The 21344-nt window shown below is 35.9% G+C and carries 18 protein-coding genes and 3 pseudogenes; 15 read left to right on the top strand and 6 right to left on the bottom strand.

From position 1 onward, the window contains the following. The first annotated feature begins 440 nt into the window (after positions 1-440). The 5 genes from ACQKFG_RS07430 to ACQKFG_RS07450 all read left to right on the top strand — a co-directional run bounded on the left by ACQKFG_RS07430 (position 441) and on the right by ACQKFG_RS07450 (position 4651). On the top strand, positions 441-1073 hold the full coding sequence (locus ACQKFG_RS07430; RefSeq protein WP_427557482.1) for a fumarylacetoacetate hydrolase family protein: 633 nt from the start codon (positions 441-443) through the stop codon (positions 1071-1073). Between the two features lie 246 nt (positions 1074-1319). Continuing rightward, positions 1320-1748 (top strand): MarR family winged helix-turn-helix transcriptional regulator, encoded by a 429-nt coding sequence (locus tag ACQKFG_RS07435; RefSeq protein ID WP_427557485.1) that lies wholly within the window; start codon positions 1320-1322, stop codon positions 1746-1748. A gap of 408 nt (positions 1749-2156) precedes the next feature. Next, positions 2157-3098: a sporulation protein gene (locus ACQKFG_RS07440; protein ID WP_427557487.1), complete on the top strand. Its 942-nt coding sequence runs from the start codon at positions 2157-2159 to the stop codon at positions 3096-3098. Between the two features lie 620 nt (positions 3099-3718). Next, the gene (locus ACQKFG_RS07445) at positions 3719-3946 is read left to right on the top strand and encodes a hypothetical protein (protein WP_427557490.1); all 228 of its coding nucleotides are present in this window, start codon (positions 3719-3721) and stop codon (positions 3944-3946) included. A gap of 306 nt (positions 3947-4252) precedes the next feature. Next, positions 4253-4651, top strand: coding sequence for a hypothetical protein (locus tag ACQKFG_RS07450; RefSeq protein WP_427557493.1), 399 nt, complete (start codon positions 4253-4255; stop codon positions 4649-4651). 19 nt (positions 4652-4670) lie between these two features. Here ACQKFG_RS07450 and arfA read toward each other — a convergent pair whose 3' ends face one another. Then, positions 4671-4808: an alternative ribosome rescue factor ArfA gene (gene arfA / locus ACQKFG_RS07455; RefSeq protein WP_192205213.1), complete on the bottom strand. Its 138-nt coding sequence runs from the start codon at positions 4806-4808 to the stop codon at positions 4671-4673. A 435-nt stretch (positions 4809-5243) separates the two neighbouring features. Here arfA and ACQKFG_RS07460 point away from each other — a divergent pair, with 435 nt between their 5' ends. Both ACQKFG_RS07460 and ACQKFG_RS07465 read left to right on the top strand, forming a co-directional pair. Continuing rightward, positions 5244-5801 carry a hypothetical protein gene (locus tag ACQKFG_RS07460; protein WP_192205212.1) on the top strand — a complete coding sequence of 186 codons (558 nt, stop codon included), beginning with the start codon at positions 5244-5246 and terminating at the stop codon, positions 5799-5801. 86 nt (positions 5802-5887) lie between these two features. Beyond that, on the top strand, positions 5888-6748 hold the full coding sequence (locus tag ACQKFG_RS07465; RefSeq protein ID WP_377400508.1) for a CPBP family intramembrane glutamic endopeptidase: 861 nt from the start codon (positions 5888-5890) through the stop codon (positions 6746-6748). Positions 6749-7898: 1150 nt separating this feature from the next. On the opposite strand, the gene fabF is transcribed toward ACQKFG_RS07465, so the two are convergent. Continuing rightward, positions 7899-9134: a beta-ketoacyl-ACP synthase II gene (gene fabF / locus ACQKFG_RS07470; protein WP_349728182.1), complete on the bottom strand. Its 1236-nt coding sequence runs from the start codon at positions 9132-9134 to the stop codon at positions 7899-7901. Between the two features lie 121 nt (positions 9135-9255). Between fabF and ACQKFG_RS07475 the strand changes: the two genes are divergently transcribed. Beyond that, entirely contained in the window at positions 9256-10110 is an 855-nt protein-coding gene (locus ACQKFG_RS07475) for a helix-turn-helix transcriptional regulator (protein WP_427557498.1), read from the top strand. A 416-nt stretch (positions 10111-10526) separates the two neighbouring features. Here the strand turns inward: ACQKFG_RS07475 and ACQKFG_RS07480 are convergent. Next, positions 10527-10756: pseudogene (locus ACQKFG_RS07480) on the bottom strand (3-hydroxyisobutyrate dehydrogenase); the annotation flags it as partial. 88 nt (positions 10757-10844) lie between these two features. Next, complete coding sequence (locus tag ACQKFG_RS07485) at positions 10845-12245, bottom strand: cytochrome P450 (protein WP_427557501.1); 1401 nt, start codon at positions 12243-12245, stop codon at positions 10845-10847. Between the two features lie 224 nt (positions 12246-12469). Here ACQKFG_RS07485 and ACQKFG_RS07490 point away from each other — a divergent pair. Together ACQKFG_RS07490 and ACQKFG_RS07495 are read left to right on the top strand one after the other, a co-directional pair. After that, positions 12470-12631 (top strand): annotated as a pseudogene (locus ACQKFG_RS07490) (cupin domain-containing protein); the annotation flags it as partial. Positions 12632-13169: 538 nt separating this feature from the next. Then, the gene (locus ACQKFG_RS07495) at positions 13170-13880 is read left to right on the top strand and encodes a DUF421 domain-containing protein (RefSeq protein WP_427557504.1); all 711 of its coding nucleotides are present in this window, start codon (positions 13170-13172) and stop codon (positions 13878-13880) included. 189 nt (positions 13881-14069) lie between these two features. On the opposite strand, the pseudogene ACQKFG_RS07500 reads toward ACQKFG_RS07495, so the two are convergent. Beyond that, positions 14070-14245 (bottom strand): annotated as a pseudogene (locus tag ACQKFG_RS07500) (IS110 family transposase); the annotation flags it as partial. A 324-nt stretch (positions 14246-14569) separates the two neighbouring features. Here ACQKFG_RS07500 and ACQKFG_RS07505 point away from each other — a divergent pair. Continuing rightward, entirely contained in the window at positions 14570-15316 is a 747-nt protein-coding gene (locus tag ACQKFG_RS07505; RefSeq protein WP_427557507.1) for a polysaccharide deacetylase family protein, read from the top strand. 480 nt (positions 15317-15796) lie between these two features. On the opposite strand, the gene ACQKFG_RS07510 is transcribed toward ACQKFG_RS07505, so the two are convergent. Further along, positions 15797-16417: a cell wall hydrolase gene (locus ACQKFG_RS07510; RefSeq protein WP_427557510.1), complete on the bottom strand. Its 621-nt coding sequence runs from the start codon at positions 16415-16417 to the stop codon at positions 15797-15799. A 563-nt stretch (positions 16418-16980) separates the two neighbouring features. Here ACQKFG_RS07510 and ACQKFG_RS07515 point away from each other — a divergent pair. From ACQKFG_RS07515 to ACQKFG_RS07530, 4 genes are all read left to right on the top strand, one after another. Next, positions 16981-19155 (top strand): DNA topoisomerase III, encoded by a 2175-nt coding sequence (locus tag ACQKFG_RS07515; protein WP_192205203.1) that lies wholly within the window; start codon positions 16981-16983, stop codon positions 19153-19155. Between the two features lie 102 nt (positions 19156-19257). Then, a complete protein-coding gene (gene mntR, locus ACQKFG_RS07520; protein WP_192205202.1) occupies positions 19258-19686 on the top strand; it encodes a transcriptional regulator MntR in 429 nt (142 codons plus the stop codon). Positions 19687-19867: 181 nt separating this feature from the next. After that, positions 19868-20563 (top strand): class I SAM-dependent methyltransferase, encoded by a 696-nt coding sequence (locus ACQKFG_RS07525; protein WP_349728186.1) that lies wholly within the window; start codon positions 19868-19870, stop codon positions 20561-20563. After that, the gene (locus ACQKFG_RS07530) at positions 20563-21258 is read left to right on the top strand and encodes an AIM24 family protein (RefSeq protein WP_192205200.1); all 696 of its coding nucleotides are present in this window, start codon (positions 20563-20565) and stop codon (positions 21256-21258) included. Before ACQKFG_RS07525 ends, ACQKFG_RS07530 begins: the two co-directional genes overlap by 1 nt. The last annotated feature ends 86 nt before the right edge of the window (positions 21259-21344 follow it).

Here is a 21344-nt window from a genome sequence, read left to right on the forward strand (position 1 = left end):
TTTCTTTTAACAGGTATAACGGTTGTATAAAGAGTCAGAAAAATATAAAATATACTTAAATCTGAGGATTTTTTCTTATTTGAATTTGTGATTATTAATCTGGCTGACTATTAAACGACGATTGTCATGACTAGGGAAAGTGGCAATCATTTCTTAATAGTTACCTTTTACTATTCATTAGGCTGTTTTCTCATATTTTGTTGCTATTTACCAAGTAAAGCGGTGTGGTTGATTTCCCCTCCAGATGCTCGCTTTCCGCGGGGCGGGCGGTGAACATCCTCGGCTAAAACGCCTGTGGGGTCTCACCTGTCCCGCTGCTCCCGCAGGAGTCTCGCACTTGCGCTCCAATCAACCTTAAATCGTTTTGTTTTAAAAACAACAATCTTTACGAATAGAGCCATTCATTAATTTTAATTTCTAAAAAGAAAAGAGTGAGTTTTATGAGGAAAGACATTAAAAATATTTATTGTGTAGGTCGAAACTATGCCTTGCATGCAAAAGAGTTGAATAATGAAATCCCAACGTCCCCTTTTTTATTTTCAAAACCAACTCATTCACTTGTTGAAGCAAAAGGTCAGTCAATTACTTTGCCGGGTAATCAGGGTTCCGTTCATTTTGAAACTGAACTTGTCATACATATCGCAAAGCAGTACGAACCAGGAATGAAAGTAGATGAAATGGTTGATGCGATGGCAATTGGGTTGGATTTAACACTTAGAGATGTTCAATCACAGTTAAAACAGAAACAGCACCCTTGGCTTTTGGCTAAAGGTTTCAAAAATTCAGCAGTTGTTAGTGATTTCATTCCATTTCCAGGTGTCGAAGCATGTGAACAATTAGATTTTTCCTTGTTAAAGAATGGAGAGCGTGTACAAGTCGGAAATATTAAAGACTTACTATTTGATTTGCAAACGATTATAGAATTTACAGAAGAGCATTTTGGACTTGGGAAAGGAGATATTATTTTTACAGGTACTCCAAGTGGTGTAGGACCTCTTTCAGACCAAGACAAGCTTTCACTAAACTGGGGTGGAAATGAAATTGGATCCTGTTCAGTTACACTGAATTCATGAAAAAAGGAGCAGTCATTTTGACTGTTTTTTTTATGGAATAATTCAAACTTAGACAAAAAGAAGAAACTCGTCTAAAATGAAGAGAACAATTTAACAACATGGAAACCGCCAATATGGCACGTACTTTTCAAAAAGTTAAATCATTAAATTTCGGCTTTGGAAAATTAATTTTTAATGAATTAGAACAATTTAATTGAATGAAGATTATCAATTTTAATATAAAGGATAGAACAGGGTGGAATGTGCATGAAAAACAACCAAGAAAAGAAGTATTTAGATAATTGGCTATCTCTTACTAATATTCAAATGAGCATTACGAATGAGCTGGAAAGTGCTTTGCAAAAAAATCATAACCTTTCGTTAAAAGAGTTTTACGTTCTATACTTTTTATCCAAAACAAGCGAAAAACAATTGAGGCTACAACAATTACAAGAGATGGTAGGATTAAGTCAAAGTGCTATATCTAGGCTGGTAGTCAGACTGGAAGCAAAAAGCTGCGGCGTTTTACAAAGGCAAATATGCGAAGATGATCGACGAGGTATTTACACACGTTTAACTAGAATAGGTGAAGAAAAACTACAAATTTCCTTAAATACTGTTCATGAAATTCTGCACTCTGCTTTTTCGAAAGGAAACCTTCAAGATGAGTTACAATCCATAATCCAGAAATTGTAATGGTTCTTGCATCTATTTAGTTGTAAGTGAAGTCTATTATTACTATATATATTAGCAAGGACTATTACTTTGCCCAGTAAGATTTAAATGAACTGAAATTATTTAAATCTTAGTGTTGCCTTTCGTTTTTATTATGAACGGAACTGTTGACAAAAAGAGAAGTGTCAATGCGGAATTAAATGTAAGCGCATGCATTTAAGGGGTGTTATACTCACTCCTTTTATCATATGAAAATCACCTACTGCAGTAAATTCATTTGAAACTATTTTCATATTTCGACGTATTACTATAGGGGTAATTTAGAAATTTCCTTAAATGCGAATAGATTTCTTGTCATTTCTTATTACGCGACTTTTTATTTACATATTCTTAAGACGGTTTGAGATAATTTCGAAGGGAAGAGGAAGCATGTTCAAAAAGATTTTAGCAAGTTTAGGAAAAGGAGCCGCAACTGTAGATTTACAATGTGGTAATCGTAATTATCAAGCGGGAGAAAGCATTCAAGGGGAGGTTGTCATTCAAGGTGGTGAGGTGGAACAGAACATTAATCAATTGACTGTCCGGCTTATGATGAATGTGGTATTAAAACAAGGAAGCGTTTCTAAGGAAGTTGCCCATATACCATTAGTTAATCGAGATTGTATTCACCCCAAAGAACGTAAGGTCATTCCTTTTCATTACGTCCTGCCTACGAATATACCTATTTCAAGGGGAACTGTCTCATACTATCTGGATACACATCTTGATATTGAGGGTGGGGTTGACCGCAAAGATGTAGACCGGCTAGTCATCCAACCCCAGAATTCTATTCAAGCCATTTTTAATTCAATGGCTCAATTAGGTTTTCGCGAGACAGCCGACTCGGGTAAACTCGACCAATATGGACAGGAATTTGCTTTTTTCCCCACTCAACAATTCATGGGACAAGTAAATGAAGTTGAAATGCGTTTTGCCAATGAAGAATCAGGTATCCGGGTCTGGATGGAAGTTGACTGTAAAAGCGGCTACAAGGAAATTGAAGCAAAACGTGAGTTTCATTTAAATCAAAATGTTCTTGAACATGAAGCCGGACTTGAAAAACTACTAGGAAAATATATAACGGAAGCTATTGATCAGCCTTATGCTTTTACACAGCCCTTCTCTTATTCCGTAAACCAGCATAATGTTCGCGCTTCCCAATTTAATGCTATACCTGGAATGGTTGGTGGATTGGCAGTGGGGGTTTTAGGGACGATGCTATTTACTGAGATGATGGAAGGTTTTGATATTGAGGAAATGTTTGAAGAGGCAACAGAGGATTTTGATGGGGGATTTGATTCATTTTTTGATAATGGAGATGGGGAATCCTAATAAGGCCATTAGTTAGTTCCTGTGTTAACGTAGGAAAGAAAAAGTACCCACTAATCATTGCTTGGGTAAGGATTGGAAGACAAGAGTTACTTACTTTGATCAGTAAGTAACGCTTGTTTTAATGTTGTTTTGCCAGGAGGGCACATTTAATAGTGCAATTTATTTCCTTTTACATTTGCTCCGGTTTCCTCTAATCCGTAGTTTTTTGCCTATTAATACTCCTATATTAAGACAAGTTTTATATCAACAGCCTGAAATTTCGATTCTTCACCGTAGTAAAGTATCACGTCATGTGTTCCCGGAACAGTCAGTGAAAACGAAGTCATATTTAATCGATTGTGATAAACGGATTAGGTGAAGGTGATCATGAAGCTAATCATTTTATGTTTTATTGACTTTATATATTAAACGAAATCTTTAATTAATTATCAATTAGGTTACCTACATGTTTTTTCTTTTCTTGACGCTTATTTGATGGTACCGACATTTTGATTTCTGAATGGTTTTAAAGCTTTCATCTCCTGAAATAACCCTTCGGTTTTTGATTTGCTGTAAAAAATGAATAAACAATCATATAAAGCCAATTCTATATACAAGAATGATAAAAAGGAGATTACATCGTGAAACCATTTGAAATAAAAAATATGATTATTGATGACGAGTTTGATGGTGAAGAATCGGTTACAGCCGATTTTACTCACAATCAGAAAGATTATAGCATTACTTTTAAAAAAGAAGATCTTGAAATAATTAATACATGGGTTTTTGAGGATGGTTCATCTCTTCCAGCAAATTTATCAGGTACTATCATTGAATCGATAAGGGAAGATATTAAAAAGAGAATCTAGTCATCTGCACTAGATTTTTTTTATGGTCATTTTCTTAATCGAAGAAAAATTTAGCCTTGTTTATTTTGATGATAAAAGATAATGAAGAATCATTGCTTGTGGTGCAATACCAATAAGAGCGATAAGGCTTATATTTGTTTACTTCGGAAAACTATCGTGGACAAGGAAAAATATAAGAATCAAAATGGGGAGTGACGTAGAATAGAAACATACCCTACAAAACAAGTGAACAATACGGAGGTCCCGGAAAAAATTGCAGAAGCAGGGAAGCTGGTATTCTCATTTCCTAAAAGGGAAGTGACAGAGTTGCAAATCAAAGTTAAGCAGCCGTACTGGTTCCGCAATGATAATAAGAGGGTGTTTATGTATGGGTTCCAAGATATCATTGTTGAGTACAGAGAGTATTCACAAGATACCGCTGAATTTGTAACGAAGTTTTCTTTAGAGGGAACAGATCGAAGGTTTGCCAATATTGATTCTCCAAAGGTTACAACACCAGTAGGGTGCCCACCATTCAATGATTATACGGTTAAACACGAATTGTATTTTGACGAAGGCCTATCTGAGAAGTTTAATTTTTCAACAGATATCTTCCAACCACTACAAGCTGTGTATGTAAAAACAATACTAAAAACAGCAGGAGATCAAGTACCTATCTTACGGGAAATTGAGCTACCTTACCGCCATGAAGAAATAATCGAATAAGAAAAAAATAAGAGCATCCTCAATAGGATTGCTCTTTTTTCCGGTTATAAGAACCTTTTCCTTTTTTGTTTTTAATAACACGAGTTGAGGGGTCAAAGGCCCAGCGCATCCGGCTATTTGTCATTTCACCAATTGTCTTCTTTTTTGTTTTGTTCATAAGATACCTGCTTTCATAAATTAATAGAAATGAAAAAGACAGCCGGGGGTGGCTGTCTTTTTCGATGTGTGAGGGAGGAAAATAAAATGTCGAACTAAGGTAAAGGTAGGTTTAATCAAGTTGGATTCACGGGAGGTGTGAAGGTAAAACTTGTGAGGTAACTTACATTCTTAATAAAACCTTTTAAATCTTATAATGCAAACTACTACTTTCATTATTTCAAGACTTAGTATACTTTTTAATTAAGTGAAAAAATAAATACTTATATGGTAAAATTTACAAAGGGAGAGCAGTGAGTGGCGTCTTTTAATTTATATTAAATTGCAATTAATACCTAGAAATATATACGCGAGATTAATTGATAATTTAAAAAAGACGAATGTTTATGCAAAATCATTGTAGGTCTTTTAAAAAAATATTAGATGGGGTGAGGAATTGAAGAAGTTACTATATCTTATATTAATAATTCCTATGTTTTTGTTTGGATTTAATCCAACATCAACCTTTGCAAGTTCTCCTACTAAAGAGGTTGATTTAACAAAAGAGGGAAGCCAACCAGGTGAGTTTCCGACAGAAGATACAACTCTATTAGGTACTGATGTACTTTTAGGTCAAGAAATACCCGTTCTTGTAGATGAAAAAACAGGAGAAATGACTAATATTGAAAATGGTATATCTATAATGTGTGCTACTTGTAATCAATATACTTGGAAAACAGCCACAGATACAAGACAATCAAGAGTCTTTCACAAAAAAATAACTGATACTACAACATGGAGTATTAACCTTAGCTTTAAGGTGGAAATAAAAGATATAATAGCTGTTTCTGGTGGTGGAGAAAGGGTATACTCGGCAACGAAAAAATGGGACCAATACAAAGAAACATGGAAATTGACTGGAACACTAAAAACCTATAACCCAACTGGTAATTTGATAAAAACAGAAAAAAGAAATGAAACCTACATTAAATATAAAAAAGTAGCAACAAAATAAATTAAAAATAGTGAAAATGCAAACCCTTTTTAGAATAAGGGTTTGCATTTTAGAATTTGAAATTTTCGTATAACAAAGGGGTAAGAATGGGTACTAATATTAAGCAAACTCATCGCTTTATATTTTATATAACAATACTAATTATGGTTATTTTTCCTCTTGTGGAAATTGTATTACAAGAACTTTCTTTACAAATAAACAAACAATTATTTTTCTTTTTAAGTAAACTGGTAATTATCTATGTGCTTTTTCTTTTCTTAAAAAAGAAGAAAATAACCTTATCTAGCATTCGGCTTAAAAAGGTACATATAAAATATATTCTTCTTGGTATTTTAATGGGTATTGTAGTTCACATGCTATCTGTGATATTCGGTAGGATTCAATATTATCTACTAACTGGCGAATGGCTTTCTGCTGAAAAAATTGTTAGTACACTTATGGAGAGTAGTAAAAACATAAGTTTTTACAGCATTATTATGATTGGCTTTTCAGTAGCTATTAGTGAAGAAATTCTTTTTAGAGGCATATTATTAAAAGAATATCAGAGAATGAACATAAAACCGGCAATAATTTTAAGTGCTCTTATTTTTAGCATTTACCATATGACGGTTGGGAATTTGGTTTTTGCATTTGTAATGGGTATCTCTTTTGCACTAGTAACTATCTATACTGAAAGTATTATTCCGGCTATCTTTTTTCACTTTTTAGTGAATGAAACATTGAGGATCTTAATGCATTTCCCAGAAAAGGTTACTGAAACTTATTTTAAGGTAATGGTGTCTCCAATTACTACCATAACTGGTTTAATACTTTTTCTATCTATATTAACTTTCTTATTTATAAAAGTAATAAAAAATAATCATTTTCAAAGTGAAAAAGTCAAATTCTTTGATAGGTATATTATTTTGTTGTTTTTGATGTATGTTATTTTCCTAACAATAAAATAAATTTCACCAAAGACAAACGGGTAAATGATTACTGCGCATTTTGGTATGTCACCTACCGTGGAGTCAATAGCCTGCGCCTACGCTAAATAGTATGAGAAAGCGAAAGCACAAGTTTAAAAGAAATGAGCAGAAGGGGAATCATTAGATTGCCCTTTTCGTAGTATACAAACACGTCTTATGCTGCTTACATATTTTATCCTAATGTATTTGTATTTTAACAGCGGAGTAGGGGTCTTAAAAAGAAATCCACTCTTTCAACATAATATCAATTTAGTTGAAAGAGTGATGTAGATAAATAAAAAAACAGGAAAAACCCTGGCATAATGAGCAATATGTATATACCTTTATTAGTTTATCAATTGCATAAATCTATTCTTCTTTTTCCCAAACTTCTTCAGACTTGTCCCTTTTTCTGCTTTATGATAAATGCTTTCTCCACCTACACCTTTAGCATTTCTTAAACCAACTGGTAATTTATAAAATGAAGTGTCGTCTGAGTCGTATTTGTAAACAAACCGGTAATCCCGTTTCACTCTAGGTAATGGTTTACTCATTGAAAAGAAGTCTAAGCGACTCCAGTCTTGTAATGCATACCTTAGTTCAGTAATTCGATCTAGGGCGCTCAATCACTTCTCTAATCATCTTTTCCACTGATGCAGGTAATTCATCTAATGCCAACAGTGATATAAAATCGTCTTCCAATTTTATATCTGTAAATGTATTTAGAACCTCTTGCATATCTATTGTATGGAAATCGGGATAAAATATATATTCATAATCATCTGGATCAAAATTAGCTATTGGATAGAGAGTGAAACCATCGTTTTTGATCCACTTACTTGGATAAAGAAGGTCGCCTTTTTTAATCAAAATATCGTTGTAGAAGTAATAGTATTGAGCAATACATTCCTTTGATAAAAATAAATAATTAACACCTTCATTTTCTTGCTTAAAAACACGTTTGTTGTTTACCTTAACTGTTTTGTTAACTAAATTAGTCGATGTAGCTAACAGGTATTTAAAAAATATGGCTTTATGAACATAAGAAAAGCCCTTAAGAAAAAAGGGCTTTTTCGTAGTGACCCATTATGGTAACTAACTTAGTTTCTCTTGAGGATCTTTCATTTAAAAATACGATGCGAGAGTTAATTCACTCGTATTTTTTTAAAACGATTGCTGCATTATGGCCTCCAAAACCAAATGAATTGGATAGACCAGTATTTATTTCCATCTTACGGGCAATACCCGGTACATAATCTAAATCACATAATGAGTCAGGCTTTTCCAAGTTGATGGTTGGAGGGATGATTCCTTCCTTTAAACTTTTTGCCAAAGCAATTGCTTCCACGCCTCCAGCTGCTCCTAACATGTGACCAAGCATAGATTTATTAGCTGTTATTGGGATTTGATAAGCTTTTGATTCAAATAGTTTTTTGATTGCCAGTGTCTCAGAACGATCTCCAACTTCTGTACTTGTTGCATGAGCGCTAATGACATCAATCTCTTCAGGAGAAATTTTTGCGCTTTTCAAAGCCATTTTCATTGCAAGATAGGCTCCTTTACCTTCTGGGTGTGTAGCCACCATATGATAGGCATCAGAACTTGCACCATATCCAATGACTTCAGCGTGAATTTTTGCGTTTCTACGTAAAGCGTGAGACAAAGATTCCAAGATTAAAATTCCTGCTCCTTCTGACATGACAAATCCATCTCGATCTACATCAAAAGGACGGCTAGCTTTAGTTGGATTATCGTTTCTCGTTGATAATGCTGTAGCATTGCCAAAACTAGCTAAAGATAAATCTGTTATAGCTGCCTCTGCTCCTCCTGCAAAAACGGCATCAGCTTCTCCAAATCGAATAAGTCTGAATGCTTCACCAATAGCTGTATTACCGATCGCACAAGCAGAAACAGGTGACATAGTAGGTCCCATTGCGTTCCACTTAATACTAATTTGGGCCGCGGCAGCATTTGAAATCATGGCTGGTACCAGGGTTGGACTGACTCTTCTTGGACCTTTCTCTCGAAGAGTATCCACATTATCAATAAATGTTTCAATTCCTCCTATCCCCGAACCAACATATACGCCAAGTCTTTCCAGATTGACATCATCAATATCTAAATCAGAATCAGTCCAAGCTTGTTCAGCAGCAGCCAAAGCAAATTGAGTAAAGCGATCTAGACGTCGTGCTTCATTTTTTCCTAAGATCTCATCTGCATTAAAATCACGAATAATTCCTGCAATTTTTGCTTTATGATTGCTTACGTCAAATGTATCAATAGTGGAAATGCCAGACTTCCCTTCAGTCAGATTCCTCCAAAATTTTTCTACGTTGTTTCCAATAGGAGAGACTACTCCCATTCCTGTAATAACGACTCTTTCCATTTTTCATCACTCCAAATGAATAGTATATTTGTATTATACTTCGGGGTTATCCTATTACAAGTGAGAGTTTATCCTGGTATAATAACTACTAGGTTAAATTGTTATGAAGGGGGTTTTAGAAATGAATGATAAAACCAGGCTTGAAGCTTTGTCTTCATTTTTGAAATCGAAGCGATCCCAAATAAAGCCTGAATCTATAGGTATACCTGCTGGTACACGGAGAAGAACACCTGGCTTACGAAGGGAAGAAGTCGCACATTTGGCGGGAGTCAGTACTACTTGGTATACGTGGCTAGAGCAAGGACGGGATATAAAGGTCTCCACAAGCGTATTGGATTGCATATCTACAGCTCTACAATTAAATAATGATGAACGGGAGTATCTATATGATTTAGCTTTAGAAGTGAAATCATCCATTATTCATCGAAAGAAGGATCAGCCAAAACTAAGTCCTTCTTTGGAAAGAATTTTAGCTGAGTTAACGTATTGTCCTACTATCATTACAGATCGACATTGTCATATTGTAGGCTGGAACAATGCTGCTGCTCATGTATTTTTAGATTTTGAACAACTCCCGGATGACCAACGAAATTTGATCCATCTAATATTTACAAGAAAAGAATTAAAAGCATTAGCTGTGAATTGGGAGCATTTTGTTAAAGGGTTTCTTGCCATTTTTCGTGCCTATTATGGTCACTACTTAGGGGATGAATGGTATAACCTATTTATTAAAGAAATGAGTGATTCCCACCCGGAATTTCAATCTTTATGGCAAGAAAGTCAAGTGAGCAAAGCTCCAGAAATAATGATTGAATTTAGACATGCTAAAGCCGGAAAGATGCTGTTTAATTTAACTTCTCTCCAAGTCCAGGGGGACATGGACTTAAGGTGCAGTATCTATACACCAGTAGAGGGAACAGCTACAGAAGATAAATTAAAAAGATTAATGAAGAAAATCTCCATTGAAAGTTCATAACCAGTATATTCACTGTCTTTTATAGATAGATTATCATGGTTAAACCTTACCCAAACTAATCAACATTTAGTAAAGCTCTTGGTGCCGATTAATCTTTAGGACAAGTTTTATAATCGGCCTGATATTCGAATTTAATACTCTGTTTAAATCTTCTGCTTCATTTTCCTCGTTGATACATCAATGTTTATAGAGGGAGGCTAGTAGAAGAGAGATTTAAACACAATCATACTTAGATTCTGTTTTGAAAAAAATTAGATCGGACTGGAAGGACTTTTGTAATCTCTCAGAATTACCAATAATATTCTGGATTGTTTGGCGGCATAAAGGAAAGTGGTGAACATATTTTTCCACAACTTTATGGGGATATATATGGATATGCAAAAAGGTACACTTTAAACTGAGTGCACCTTTTTGTTTTATGAATTATATATTTCTCTGTTCATATTCACAATATCTTTACTTGAGAGGGGTTTGAGGTTAGAGGCTGATAACTTTTCTATTACCTTATCCCGTAGGTATGGGGCTTTTCTTTATTTGCTTTTTCCAATGCTTTTGTTAGTTCTGTGCAGTATGCAGGAGTTCCTGGCTGTTGACTCCACGAATCACTTAAAGAACCAATATCCACTGTGTCGAAGTCGAGCTGGTTTACTTCAAAAAAACTAGGGTTGATGCTGCAGTCTTTTTATGGAACTAAGTGGGGATCTTCCTTAGGTGTAGAGTGACAATTTTGTTCATTAATTCCTTTGAATTTCAGAATCTTCTGGTGGGATACTTCCTATATTTCTTTCTTCGACTACCATGCGCAATCCACGCTTCGGTCTGAGTGTAATAGACGGAAGCGGCTTTACTTCATGATGGTCCGGCGCAAGCCTTATCCGATATCGTTGAGCAATGCACGCTAGGACAAGCACAGCTTCCATCATTGCGAAATGATTACCGATACAAACTCTTGCCCCTCCGCCAAACGGAAAGTAAGCGAACTGAGGTAGAGTTTTCACAAAGTTGTTTTCAAATCGCTCTGGATTAAAAGACTCTGGATTATCAAAATACTCTGGCTTGTGGTGCATCACATACTGACTTAACATGATCATATCGCCTTTTTTAAAATGATATCCCCCTATTACCACATCCTCCTCCACCTTCCTTGATATGATATAGCCAGGAGGGTATATGCGCATTGATTCATTGATAATATTTTGTGTGTACGTTAATTTCATATAATCGCCAGGAGTAGGGTTGCGATTGCCGATTACGCTATCTATTTCATTGAAAAGTTTAGTTTCCACATCAGGGTGTTGTGAAAGCAAGTATAAGGTCCAGGAAAGCACGTTTGCAGTTGTTTCGTGACCGGCAAGGAAAATGGTCATTAGCTCATCACGTACCTGCTGGTTTGTCATACCTAAGCCATCCTCATCATCTCGAGCATCCATTAAAATCCCAAGCATGTCCTCATGTCTTTCTGAATCTGCCCTACGTTTTTCAATAATGTTATAAATCACTGTATCAAGTCTTAGTATCGAATTTTTAAATTCACGGTTATTTTTAGTCGGAACCCATAGTGGCAATTGAAGAAGTGTTCTCATCCTTTTAACAGCAATTCTCATAGATGCTTCTATAGGTTCCCCGAGCTCGTCATATCCTTCTTTGAGGTTCAAACTGAACATGGTCTTGCTGATGATACCGAGAGCAAGGCTCATCATATCCTCCGTAATAATCCGTTCTTCCCTGTTTTTCCAAGTGGAAATATAGTTCATTGTTATATCAATCATATCCTGGGCATAATTGCTAATATGAGACTTTTTGAAAGAAGGTTGAATAAGCCTTCTTTGGCGCATGTGAATTTCCTTTTCACTTGTAAGAAGGCCTTCTCCAAGTAATGGTTTTAAAGCTTGGAAGTCATTTGATTTCAAGAAGGATTTTTGTTTTGTTACAAGTACCTGCTTAATTAAATCTGGATTTGAAATGAAGTAAACATTTTGGAAAGGTCCAAAACGAATTTTAGCAACTTCTCCATATTCATTTGCTAAACGGGTAAGAAAGCCAAGTGTATCTGAAGTAAACTCCTTTGAATGGCCAGTAATTAGTCTTCCTTTTGGGCCCTTGGGAGAATCATTTGAAAAATCTGTGTCACTCACTGGTTTGTTTCCTCCATATCTTATAATCATTTGTATTCATTCTATGATGAAAGTATCGATTGGTTTGGACAGGTTGTTAATAAGAAGACCAATAAATACAATATTTTTTAAAGATAGTTAATCAATTTGAATTCAAAGTGTTTATGAAATGGTAAAGGCATCTATCCCTTGGTTGTCACTTTTTTAGGAAAGCAGGTATGTATGGAACTAACTTACAAAAGTTAATCTTGTTGACTGCTGGCACATGGCATAATGTAACCAATACAGGTAATGTTCCGCTAAAACTTTACTCGATATATGCTCCTCCTAACCATCCATTTGGTACTGTTCATGAAACTAAAGCAGATGCAGTGGCTTCGGAAGAAGGTTACGGTCCATGGCAATAGTAATACAGTTATTCCTGGCAGGAATCCAGATGAATGGATAAAGCACATGGAATTTTTGGTGAATGAAGGGTTAGAGGATGTTAAAAGAGGAATAAATGCTACACATATTCTTCAAGAATTTATTCTAATGGGAGTTCTTGTAGGGTAAGGATATTCTCCTGAAAAAGCATGTGAAAAAGTAGAGGAATGGGAACGTACCGGAGAATCCAAACTTCTTCAGCAAAGCAAAAATATGTATAAATAGAGTGAAACCTATCTTGCTGCAAGCGAGGGCAGTTCTCTTATCCCTTTTTTAGGCCGAGAGTAGGATTAGAATTATCATGGTGAACCGATCACAAATAGTGGTAAAACAGAGGGCGGAAATTGTTATTAATAATGAATGAATCCAAAAGTTAATATGAAATATACTAATGTTGAGGACAGGGAAACCTGTCTTCTTCTTATATATCGTGAAAGCGGATAATACAATATGAAATAAATAATTAATTAAAATCAAGGATATGATATGACTAACAATAGATAAAATTGGGGTGGGGAAATGCCTGAACATATCGAAGTAATTCTGAGGTCAATTACTTCTTTCACTTTATTACTAATCGGAGCAAGAATATTAGGTAAACAAACGATATCTCAAATGACAATGTTTGATTTTGTTGCAGCAATTTCGCTAGGCGCAATTTCAGCGAATTTAGCCTTTAATACTTCTATTAAGGTACATCATACAATTATTGCATTTACTATATATGTAGCAATTCTTTTCATGATTGCAGTTATTTCATTAAAAAATAGAAAAGGAAGAAAATTTCTGGCTGGAGATCCCACAATTGTGATGGAAAATGGAAAAGTATTAGAAGGAAACATGAATAAAATGCGATATACATTGGATTATTTAAATCAACAACTAAGGGAAAGAGATATTTTTAACATTGAAGAGGTTCTATTTGCAATAGTAGAAACAAATGGAACGTTAACAGTACTAAAAAAGCCGCAATTTAGAAACGTAACAAAACAGGATTTGATGATTGCAGTAATGCCTGAACAGAAGTTACCTATTGAACTTATTATGGATGGAGAAATAATTAAAGAGAATTTAGAACAAAATAATATAACGTTTTCCTGGTTAGAATCAGAGTTAAAAAAGCGTAAGTTATCAAAAGATGATGTTGTTTATGCAGTACTGGCTGCCAATGGTAATATGTATGTTGATACATATAGAGATCATATTCATTCTCCTATTGATAAAGAATAATTATTTTTTTACACAAAAGTAAAGGATAAAAATAATAGGGACAACGTAATCATGTGAGAGTAAAATTTTTTTCTAGCAAGCCCTCTTTCAAAATGCTGATAGAAGGTTTAAAGTGGCATTGCGTAGTTGAGTATATTAGCGCTGTTCTTATATTTTAAATATTGTAATTATTTAAGAATTCACAAATTCTTTCATTTGTTTTAGTTCCTGAATCCAGTTTAGTAAGCTAGTAAAACCCTCCTCGTTATTTTCAAAAGATAGGGTTTCCCGAACACAATGCCCCGAAAGTTTACAGCACGGGCCACGTGTACGTGTTGGGCAATATCCACACCAACAACTAGATGTTAATCCGTAATTCTCTCAATTAGTTGATTTTGTTTTACATTTTAAAACTCATAGTAGGGCTCCTCCTTAAGACTTTGAGTTAAATGGGTCTCTATGCTCGTATCTTACTGAGGGGTTCTATTTTTTAAAACCTGATATTTAGAGTTGCTTTGGCAGCTCTTTTTCTTATAGAGCTAGTCTGATTCTATAGTGTTTTAAGAAATTAGTTTTTCATTTGGGATTATCAAAGTCACCATTGATCAATGGGAGATAAAATTAAATATGGGAGAAATCATAATAGAACCATGCTTTTGAGGCACAATAAATTGAAAAGATATAAAAAATGATGCAAAGCGAGGAATTTTATGAAAAAGCTTGTAATGTTTTTCCTATGTCTTCTTATCTTAATTCTTCCATCACAAGTTTTTGCTCAACGAAAAGTACCTATTTTAGTTTATCATTCGATTGACGAGTTTACTGGGCATGGTTCTAAGGAGCTATATGTAACTCCTGATAATTTCCAGAAACAAATGATTTATTTAAAAGAACATGGCTACACATTATTAACTTTTGATCGTTGGCAAGACATTTATAAAGCAAATAAACCCATTTTCATTACCTTTGATGACGGATACAAAAACAATCTGAATGCATTCGCTATCTTTCAAAAACTTAAAGACGAACGTTTTAAACCAAGTGGTACCATTTTTGTTATTTCTGACTTTATCGGTCGTTCAAACCGATTATCTAAATCGGATTTAAAAATGATGGCTGATTCGGGTATAATCTCAATCCAGTCTCATACTGCTACACATCCTGATTTGACGGAAATAAAAAATTATGAATATGAACTGAAAGGGTCCAAAGATAAAATTCAAAAAATAACAGGCAAACCAGTAAATGCTCTTGCGTATCCATACGGAAATTTCAATGACAAAGTCGTAGAAGAAACGAAGAAATATTATTTATTTGGACTTACGACAACTCCTGAACTATTTTCTGAGAAGGGCATTAAAGATGAACTTTATCTTTTACCACGAATTTATATCAAGTATTCGACTACTCTTGATGAATTTGAAAAGATTGTTGAAGGCGGTTCCTATACCAGGTAATCGCTTTTTTCTTTTGGAACCAAAGGAAAAATACTTACTATTGTTTATAAGCAAATGGGTACGGAAAATAAGGGAAAACATCAAATATAATTCAAAAGTTTAAGGAGATGATATTGAACTAAATGGCTGATTTATGATTCAAGTTCTTTAAAAACAATGGAGTTGATGAATATCACCTTCATATGTCACCTAGTAACAAGCAAGCAATAGCTTTTAAAAAAAGCAATGCTAGAACTTAAATTTGAGTTAGGTGCGAAAGTAATTAGAATGAAAGGAACAATTTAACTTTCACTCTTTTCAACTATCGGGTACGTTAGCTGAAGATCGGAGCTGTCTTTAAGGCAGTTTTTTCTTATGGTGGTGCCACCAAAAAGGCCGGGCAAATACTGCCCGGCCTTTTATACACACGACATAGTTAATGGGATATTTATAATACGAAACTATAAAAATATCATTCCTCAATATGTATGTAGATTAGTTTTACTTTGCAAATAAGTGGTTGCCTATTCTAATGACTGTTTTCCTTGTGAAAATCCATTCATCTGTTGCCAAGAACGGATTATAATAATAAACAGAACCATGAGTAGGATCCCAACCTTGTAATGCATCAATAACAGCTCGATAAGAATAGCTATTTGGGGTCAAATTATATTGCCCATCATGTACAGCAGTAAAAGCATTTGTCTGGAAAATAACATCGTAAGTATTTTTAGGAAAACCTGGCGTTGACATTCGGTTCAAAATTACTGCAGCGACAGCTACTTTTCCTTCATAAGTTTCACCTCGAGCTTCTCCATAAACAACCCTGGCCATCATTTCAATACTATTTAATTTTTGTTGTGTTTGGAATCCAAAAACTCCATCTGGTAATATTCCAGAATCTTGTTGAAGTTGTTTAACTGCATGATCAGTAATTGAACCATAATACCCTGTTGGTTGCCTGTTAAAGTAACCCATTTTCCTTAAATTTTCTTGTAAGTCATAAACTGCTTGTCCTTGACTTCCATTGTGTAAAATTTCTTGAGCAAGGATTGAATTTGGCATAAAAAACAAGAAACAAATAAAAACAACAAACGACATTTTTTTTACGTTTAACTTCAAATAATACCACATCCCTCGATTTAGTTTCCTACTATTCTACTTTATCATACAAGAAAAATAGATTTATCTTACATTATTCCTATTTTAAACCAAAAATTGAAGGGATTTTAGACGTATTTGGAATAACAAAAGATACTTATATACATTTTGTAAAGTAATATGCTTTTCTTTAGTTCTTTTGCCAATTAACGTTCCTTTATTATACAAGGGGCTGTTAGGATCAATAATTAGCTGTGTTGCAATCAAAAAAAATTATTTCCTCACCTTCATCTAACCAATGGAAGGCAAGAAAAGGAACATTTAACATTGAATTTGTTGCTTTTGTATATAGCTCAATTCCTCCGAAACTATTTTGGCCACCCATTAATGAAGCTTGTTTTTTTGCAAATTAAACTGCCTCTTTTATCATCAGCCTGAAATTCCCGATCTTCGAAGCAGTAAAGAAATCATTTCATGCTTTTCCGGGACAGTTCAGTAAAAACGATGTCATATCTAGCCGATTGTGATAATTAAGGTATAATGATAGGGGAAGATATTTTTTAACGGATTAGGTGAAGATGAACATGAAGCTAATCATTGCGGAGAAACCCGATCAAGGTTCAACGCTTGCGGCTCAATTTAAAAAGAAGAAACAGCAAGGCTATATAGAAATCATGCCGAATGAACTTTTTCCCGATGGAGCTTATGTAACTTGGGCCGTCGGGCATTTATGTCAACTCGTTTCGCCGGAAACCTATCATTCAAAATGGAAAAAATGGTCGATGGAAACGTTGCCGATGATTCCTGAGAAATTTCAATATGAAGTGACCCGACAAAAGGCAAAGCAATTCAATGTTGTGAAGACTTTGCTTAGGAAACCGGAAGTCGATGAAATCATTCATGCAGGTGATGCCGGGCGTGAAGGAGAATTGATTGTCCGCAATATCGTTAATCTATGCAATGTCAATAAACCGATGAAACGGTTATGGATTTCCTCTTTGACCCCAAAAGCGATTTATGAGGGATTCCAAAATCTGAAGAGTGAGGAAAAAACCAGGCCGCTCTATTATGAAGCGTATACGAGAGCTTGCGCGGACTGGGTTGTGGGAATGAATGCGTCGAGAGCGTATAGTATTTTATTGAAACAAAGGGGCGTTTCGGATGTGTTTTCAGCTGGAAGGGTTCAGACACCGACACTCGCCCTGATTGTGAAGCGGGAAATGGAAATTGAGCAATTCAAGTCCGAACCGTTCTGGGAAGTGTTCGCTGACTTCAAGATGGATGGAAAGAAATATAAGGGAAAATGGCAGCAGAACAATGATTCGAGAATCAAGACAAAAGAAATGGCTGATAAAATTGCCGCTTTTTGCAAGGATAAGGAAGCTGAAATAGCTGAAATGGATACAGAAAGGAAAGAATTTCAGCCGCCTTTATTATTTAATCTATCGTCATTGCAAGCGACAGTTAACAAGATTTATAAATATTCACCGAAACAGACGCTTGATATCGTACAAAGTTTATATCAAAAAGGAATCGTTTCATATCCACGTTCAGATTCCAATTATGTGACGGAGGGGGAAGCTGAAACATTTCCCGATATTTTGCAAAAACTAAGCGGATTTTCGGAATATGAATCCCTGTTTCCTTTGCCACAACCGAACATCATGAATAATAAAAGGTTTGTGAATGAAAAGAAAGTGACTGATCACTATGCCATCATCCCGACGGAGCAGGTAACCGACCCAAAGCGCCTTTCAGCTGAAGAACGGAATATTTATGACTTGGTGGTACGCCGCTTGATTGCGGCCCATTATGAGAAAGCCATTTTCGATTACACCACCATTAAAACGCTTGTCGATAAGCGTGCCGAATTCATTTCTAAAGGAAAGCAGCAGATTCAAGAGGGATGGCGCAAAGTGATTTTCCAAAATGACAAGGAAGACGATGATATCATTTTGCCGTCCGTCTCAAAAGGGGATTCTGGAAAGGTCGCCAATATAAAGGTGAAAGAAGGCAAAACCCAGCCTCCAAAGCGCTATACAGAAGGTCAGCTGATCACTTTAATGAAGACTGCCGGAAAGCATCTGGATAATGAAGAGTTAGAAAAGGTGCTGATGAAAACCGAGGGTCTTGGAACCGAAGCAACCCGGGCTGGCATCATTACCATGCTCAAAGACCGTAAATACATCAATGTTAAAAAAAACCAGGTGTTTGCGACAGATAAAGGGAAAGTGCTGATTACTGCGATTGGGGAGAAAATCCTGGCTTCACCCGAGATGACAGCCAAATGGGAACAGCGTTTAAGGGAAATCGGTGAAGGGAAGGCATCAGCTGGCGGATTTATGGAAGCTGTTAAAAAGATGTCAGCTAAAATTATCAGTGATGCCGTGGAATCATCGGAAAGCTGGAATTTTCAAGGGCTGGACACCGAGTCGATTCAACGAAGCGGCCCAAAAAAGAGAAGTTCAGCATCTGTGGGCAGCTGTAAACTATGCGGTTCTAAGATTGTCGATAAAGGGGAATTCTATGGATGTGTAAGTTATCAAAAAACAAAGTGTAACTTCACTATCTCCAAAAAAATCCTTAATAAGAAAATCAGTCAAGCAAATATAAAAAAGCTGTTGGCGAGCGGTGAAACGGATTTGATAAGCGGTTTTAAAAAAGGGGAAAAGACCTTTGATGCCATTTTATCCTGGTCCGACTCTGAAAAGAAAATCAGTTTTACATTTCCGACAGAACAAAACGTCAAGCAAACTTGAGAAGAAACTTCATTAAAGGCGCCCTGAGACTTATATCTTCTTGTTTCGGGGTCGTTTATATAGTAAAATTTTTAGATATGCGTTTGAATGGGAGGATTCCGAATGCCTACACCAAGCATGGAGGATTACATAGAACAAATTTATTTACTTATCGAAGAAAAAGGATATGCAAGAGTTTCCGATATTGCCGAAAACCTTTCCGTCCATCCTTCTTCTGTTACAAAAATGGTTCAAAAACTTGATCAGGAAAAATATTTGATATATGAAAAGTACCGGGGGCTCGTTTTAACTGCAAATGGGAAAAAAGTTGGTAAAAGGCTCGTATACCGTCATGAACTTTTAGAACAGATGCTAAGGTTGATTGGGGTCAAGGAAGAAAATATTTATCATGATGTAGAGGGAATCGAACACCATCTTAGTTGGAATGCCATCGATAGGGTTGGAGACCTGGTTGAATTCTTTGAAGAATCCCCTGACCGTGTCGAGGATTTACGAAAGATACAAAAAAGAAATGAAGAAAATTCGAAATAAGCTGCCGTCGGCAGTTTTTTTTATGTATTTGCAAATCACCTGTATTCCTGAACGAATTTTATAAAAGAGGATTTTTTAATTTTGAGCAGAATAGCTATATAGAAGCCCAGGTAATTTGATTCTGGAAACTTAGTGTTATTAATATAGTAGGAACTTGCTAGTAAGGAGGGTGGAATTTCTGATGAATTTACATACATGGCATAATGAATCGAAAAAGGAATGGGATGTTTTTGCACCGATGTGGGTGAAGAATTCGCAAGAAATGTGGGAAACGGGAAGCCGGAAAAACATTATTCCTTTCTTTTCTGAATATGTACCTTCGGGAGTGAAGGTGGCTGACATTGGCTGTGGAGATGGAGTTGGTTCCTTGAAATTGGCCGAAGCGGGATTTGAAGTAACCGGAGTTGATTTATCCAATGTGATGATCGATTTTGCAAAGGGGAAAACCGCTCAACAACCAGAACTTTCTTTCCTGCAAGGGGATTTTTATAATCTTCCATTCAAAGATGAAGAAATGGATGCGGCAATGGTCATTAATTCTTTGGAATATACGGGTGAACCATTAATGGTGATGAACGAAATTCAACGGGTAATAAAGCCTGGCGGTTATGTCTGTTTTGGAATACTTGGTCCAACAGCTGAACCACGAAAAAAATTCAGTTTTCAACGGTTATTAGGAGATAAGGTCATCATGAATACAATGCAGCCTTGGGAATTTGAAAAGATGGCTTTAGAAACCGGATGGAAGGCAGTGGCAGATACCGGCGTTGCAAAGAGAGGGGTGGACTATACAAAACTGGGGCATTTTTCAAAGGAGTTAAAGCAAGCTGTATCGTTCATGTGGCTTTTCCTCCTTCAAAAAGAGGTGGGGCAGTGATGGAGAAGTATCAAATCGATCAATTCGTTGAAAAGACGAAACAGCAGGATAAAGGGCAAGGTTTATTCGAACTTGAAACGGAACGAATTTTGGAAATTAATTTGGAACAGCAGATCTGGGCAAAGATGGGGACGATGATTTCTTATCGCGGCCATATTAAATTCGAGCGGGAAGGTATCTTGGAGCATGGTCTTAGTAAACTCTTCAAAAAGGCTTTGACAGGTGAGGGTGCATCTTTGATGAAGGCGACTGGAAGCGGCAAGCTGTACGTCGCGGATCAAGGAAAGAAGATTTCCATTTTACAGTTAAATGGTGAATCAATCTGTGTTAACGGAAATGATTTACTTGCATTTGAGCCGGGGATTCAATGGGATATAAAAATGATGCGGCGCATTGCCGGGTTATTGGCGGGTGGATTGTTCAACGTAAGGCTCGAGGGGAGAGGCATGGTTGCCTTCACTTCCCATTATGAGCCGCTTACTTTAATGGTGGAACATGGGAATCCGGTCTATACGGACCCGAATGCCACAGTGGCTTGGTCAGGGGATTTGCAGCCTGAATTCGTAACGGATGTTTCACTGAAGTCGTTTTTTGGAAGGGGAAGCGGCGAATCCGTTCAAATGAAATTCGAAGGTCAAGGATTTGTGGTCGTCCAACCTTTTGAAGAGGTTTATTTCGGCAATAAGGAATCATGAAACAATCAACCTGAGTCAGAAACTCAGGTTGTTTCCCATGATAATCGGAAGTGGCTGCCCAATAAACGATTCACTTAAAAGTGAAA

Origin of the sequence: Peribacillus sp. NPDC076916 (genome assembly GCF_050269675.1) — a bacterium.
GTDB lineage: Bacteria > Bacillota > Bacilli > Bacillales > DSM-1321 > Peribacillus > Peribacillus aracenensis.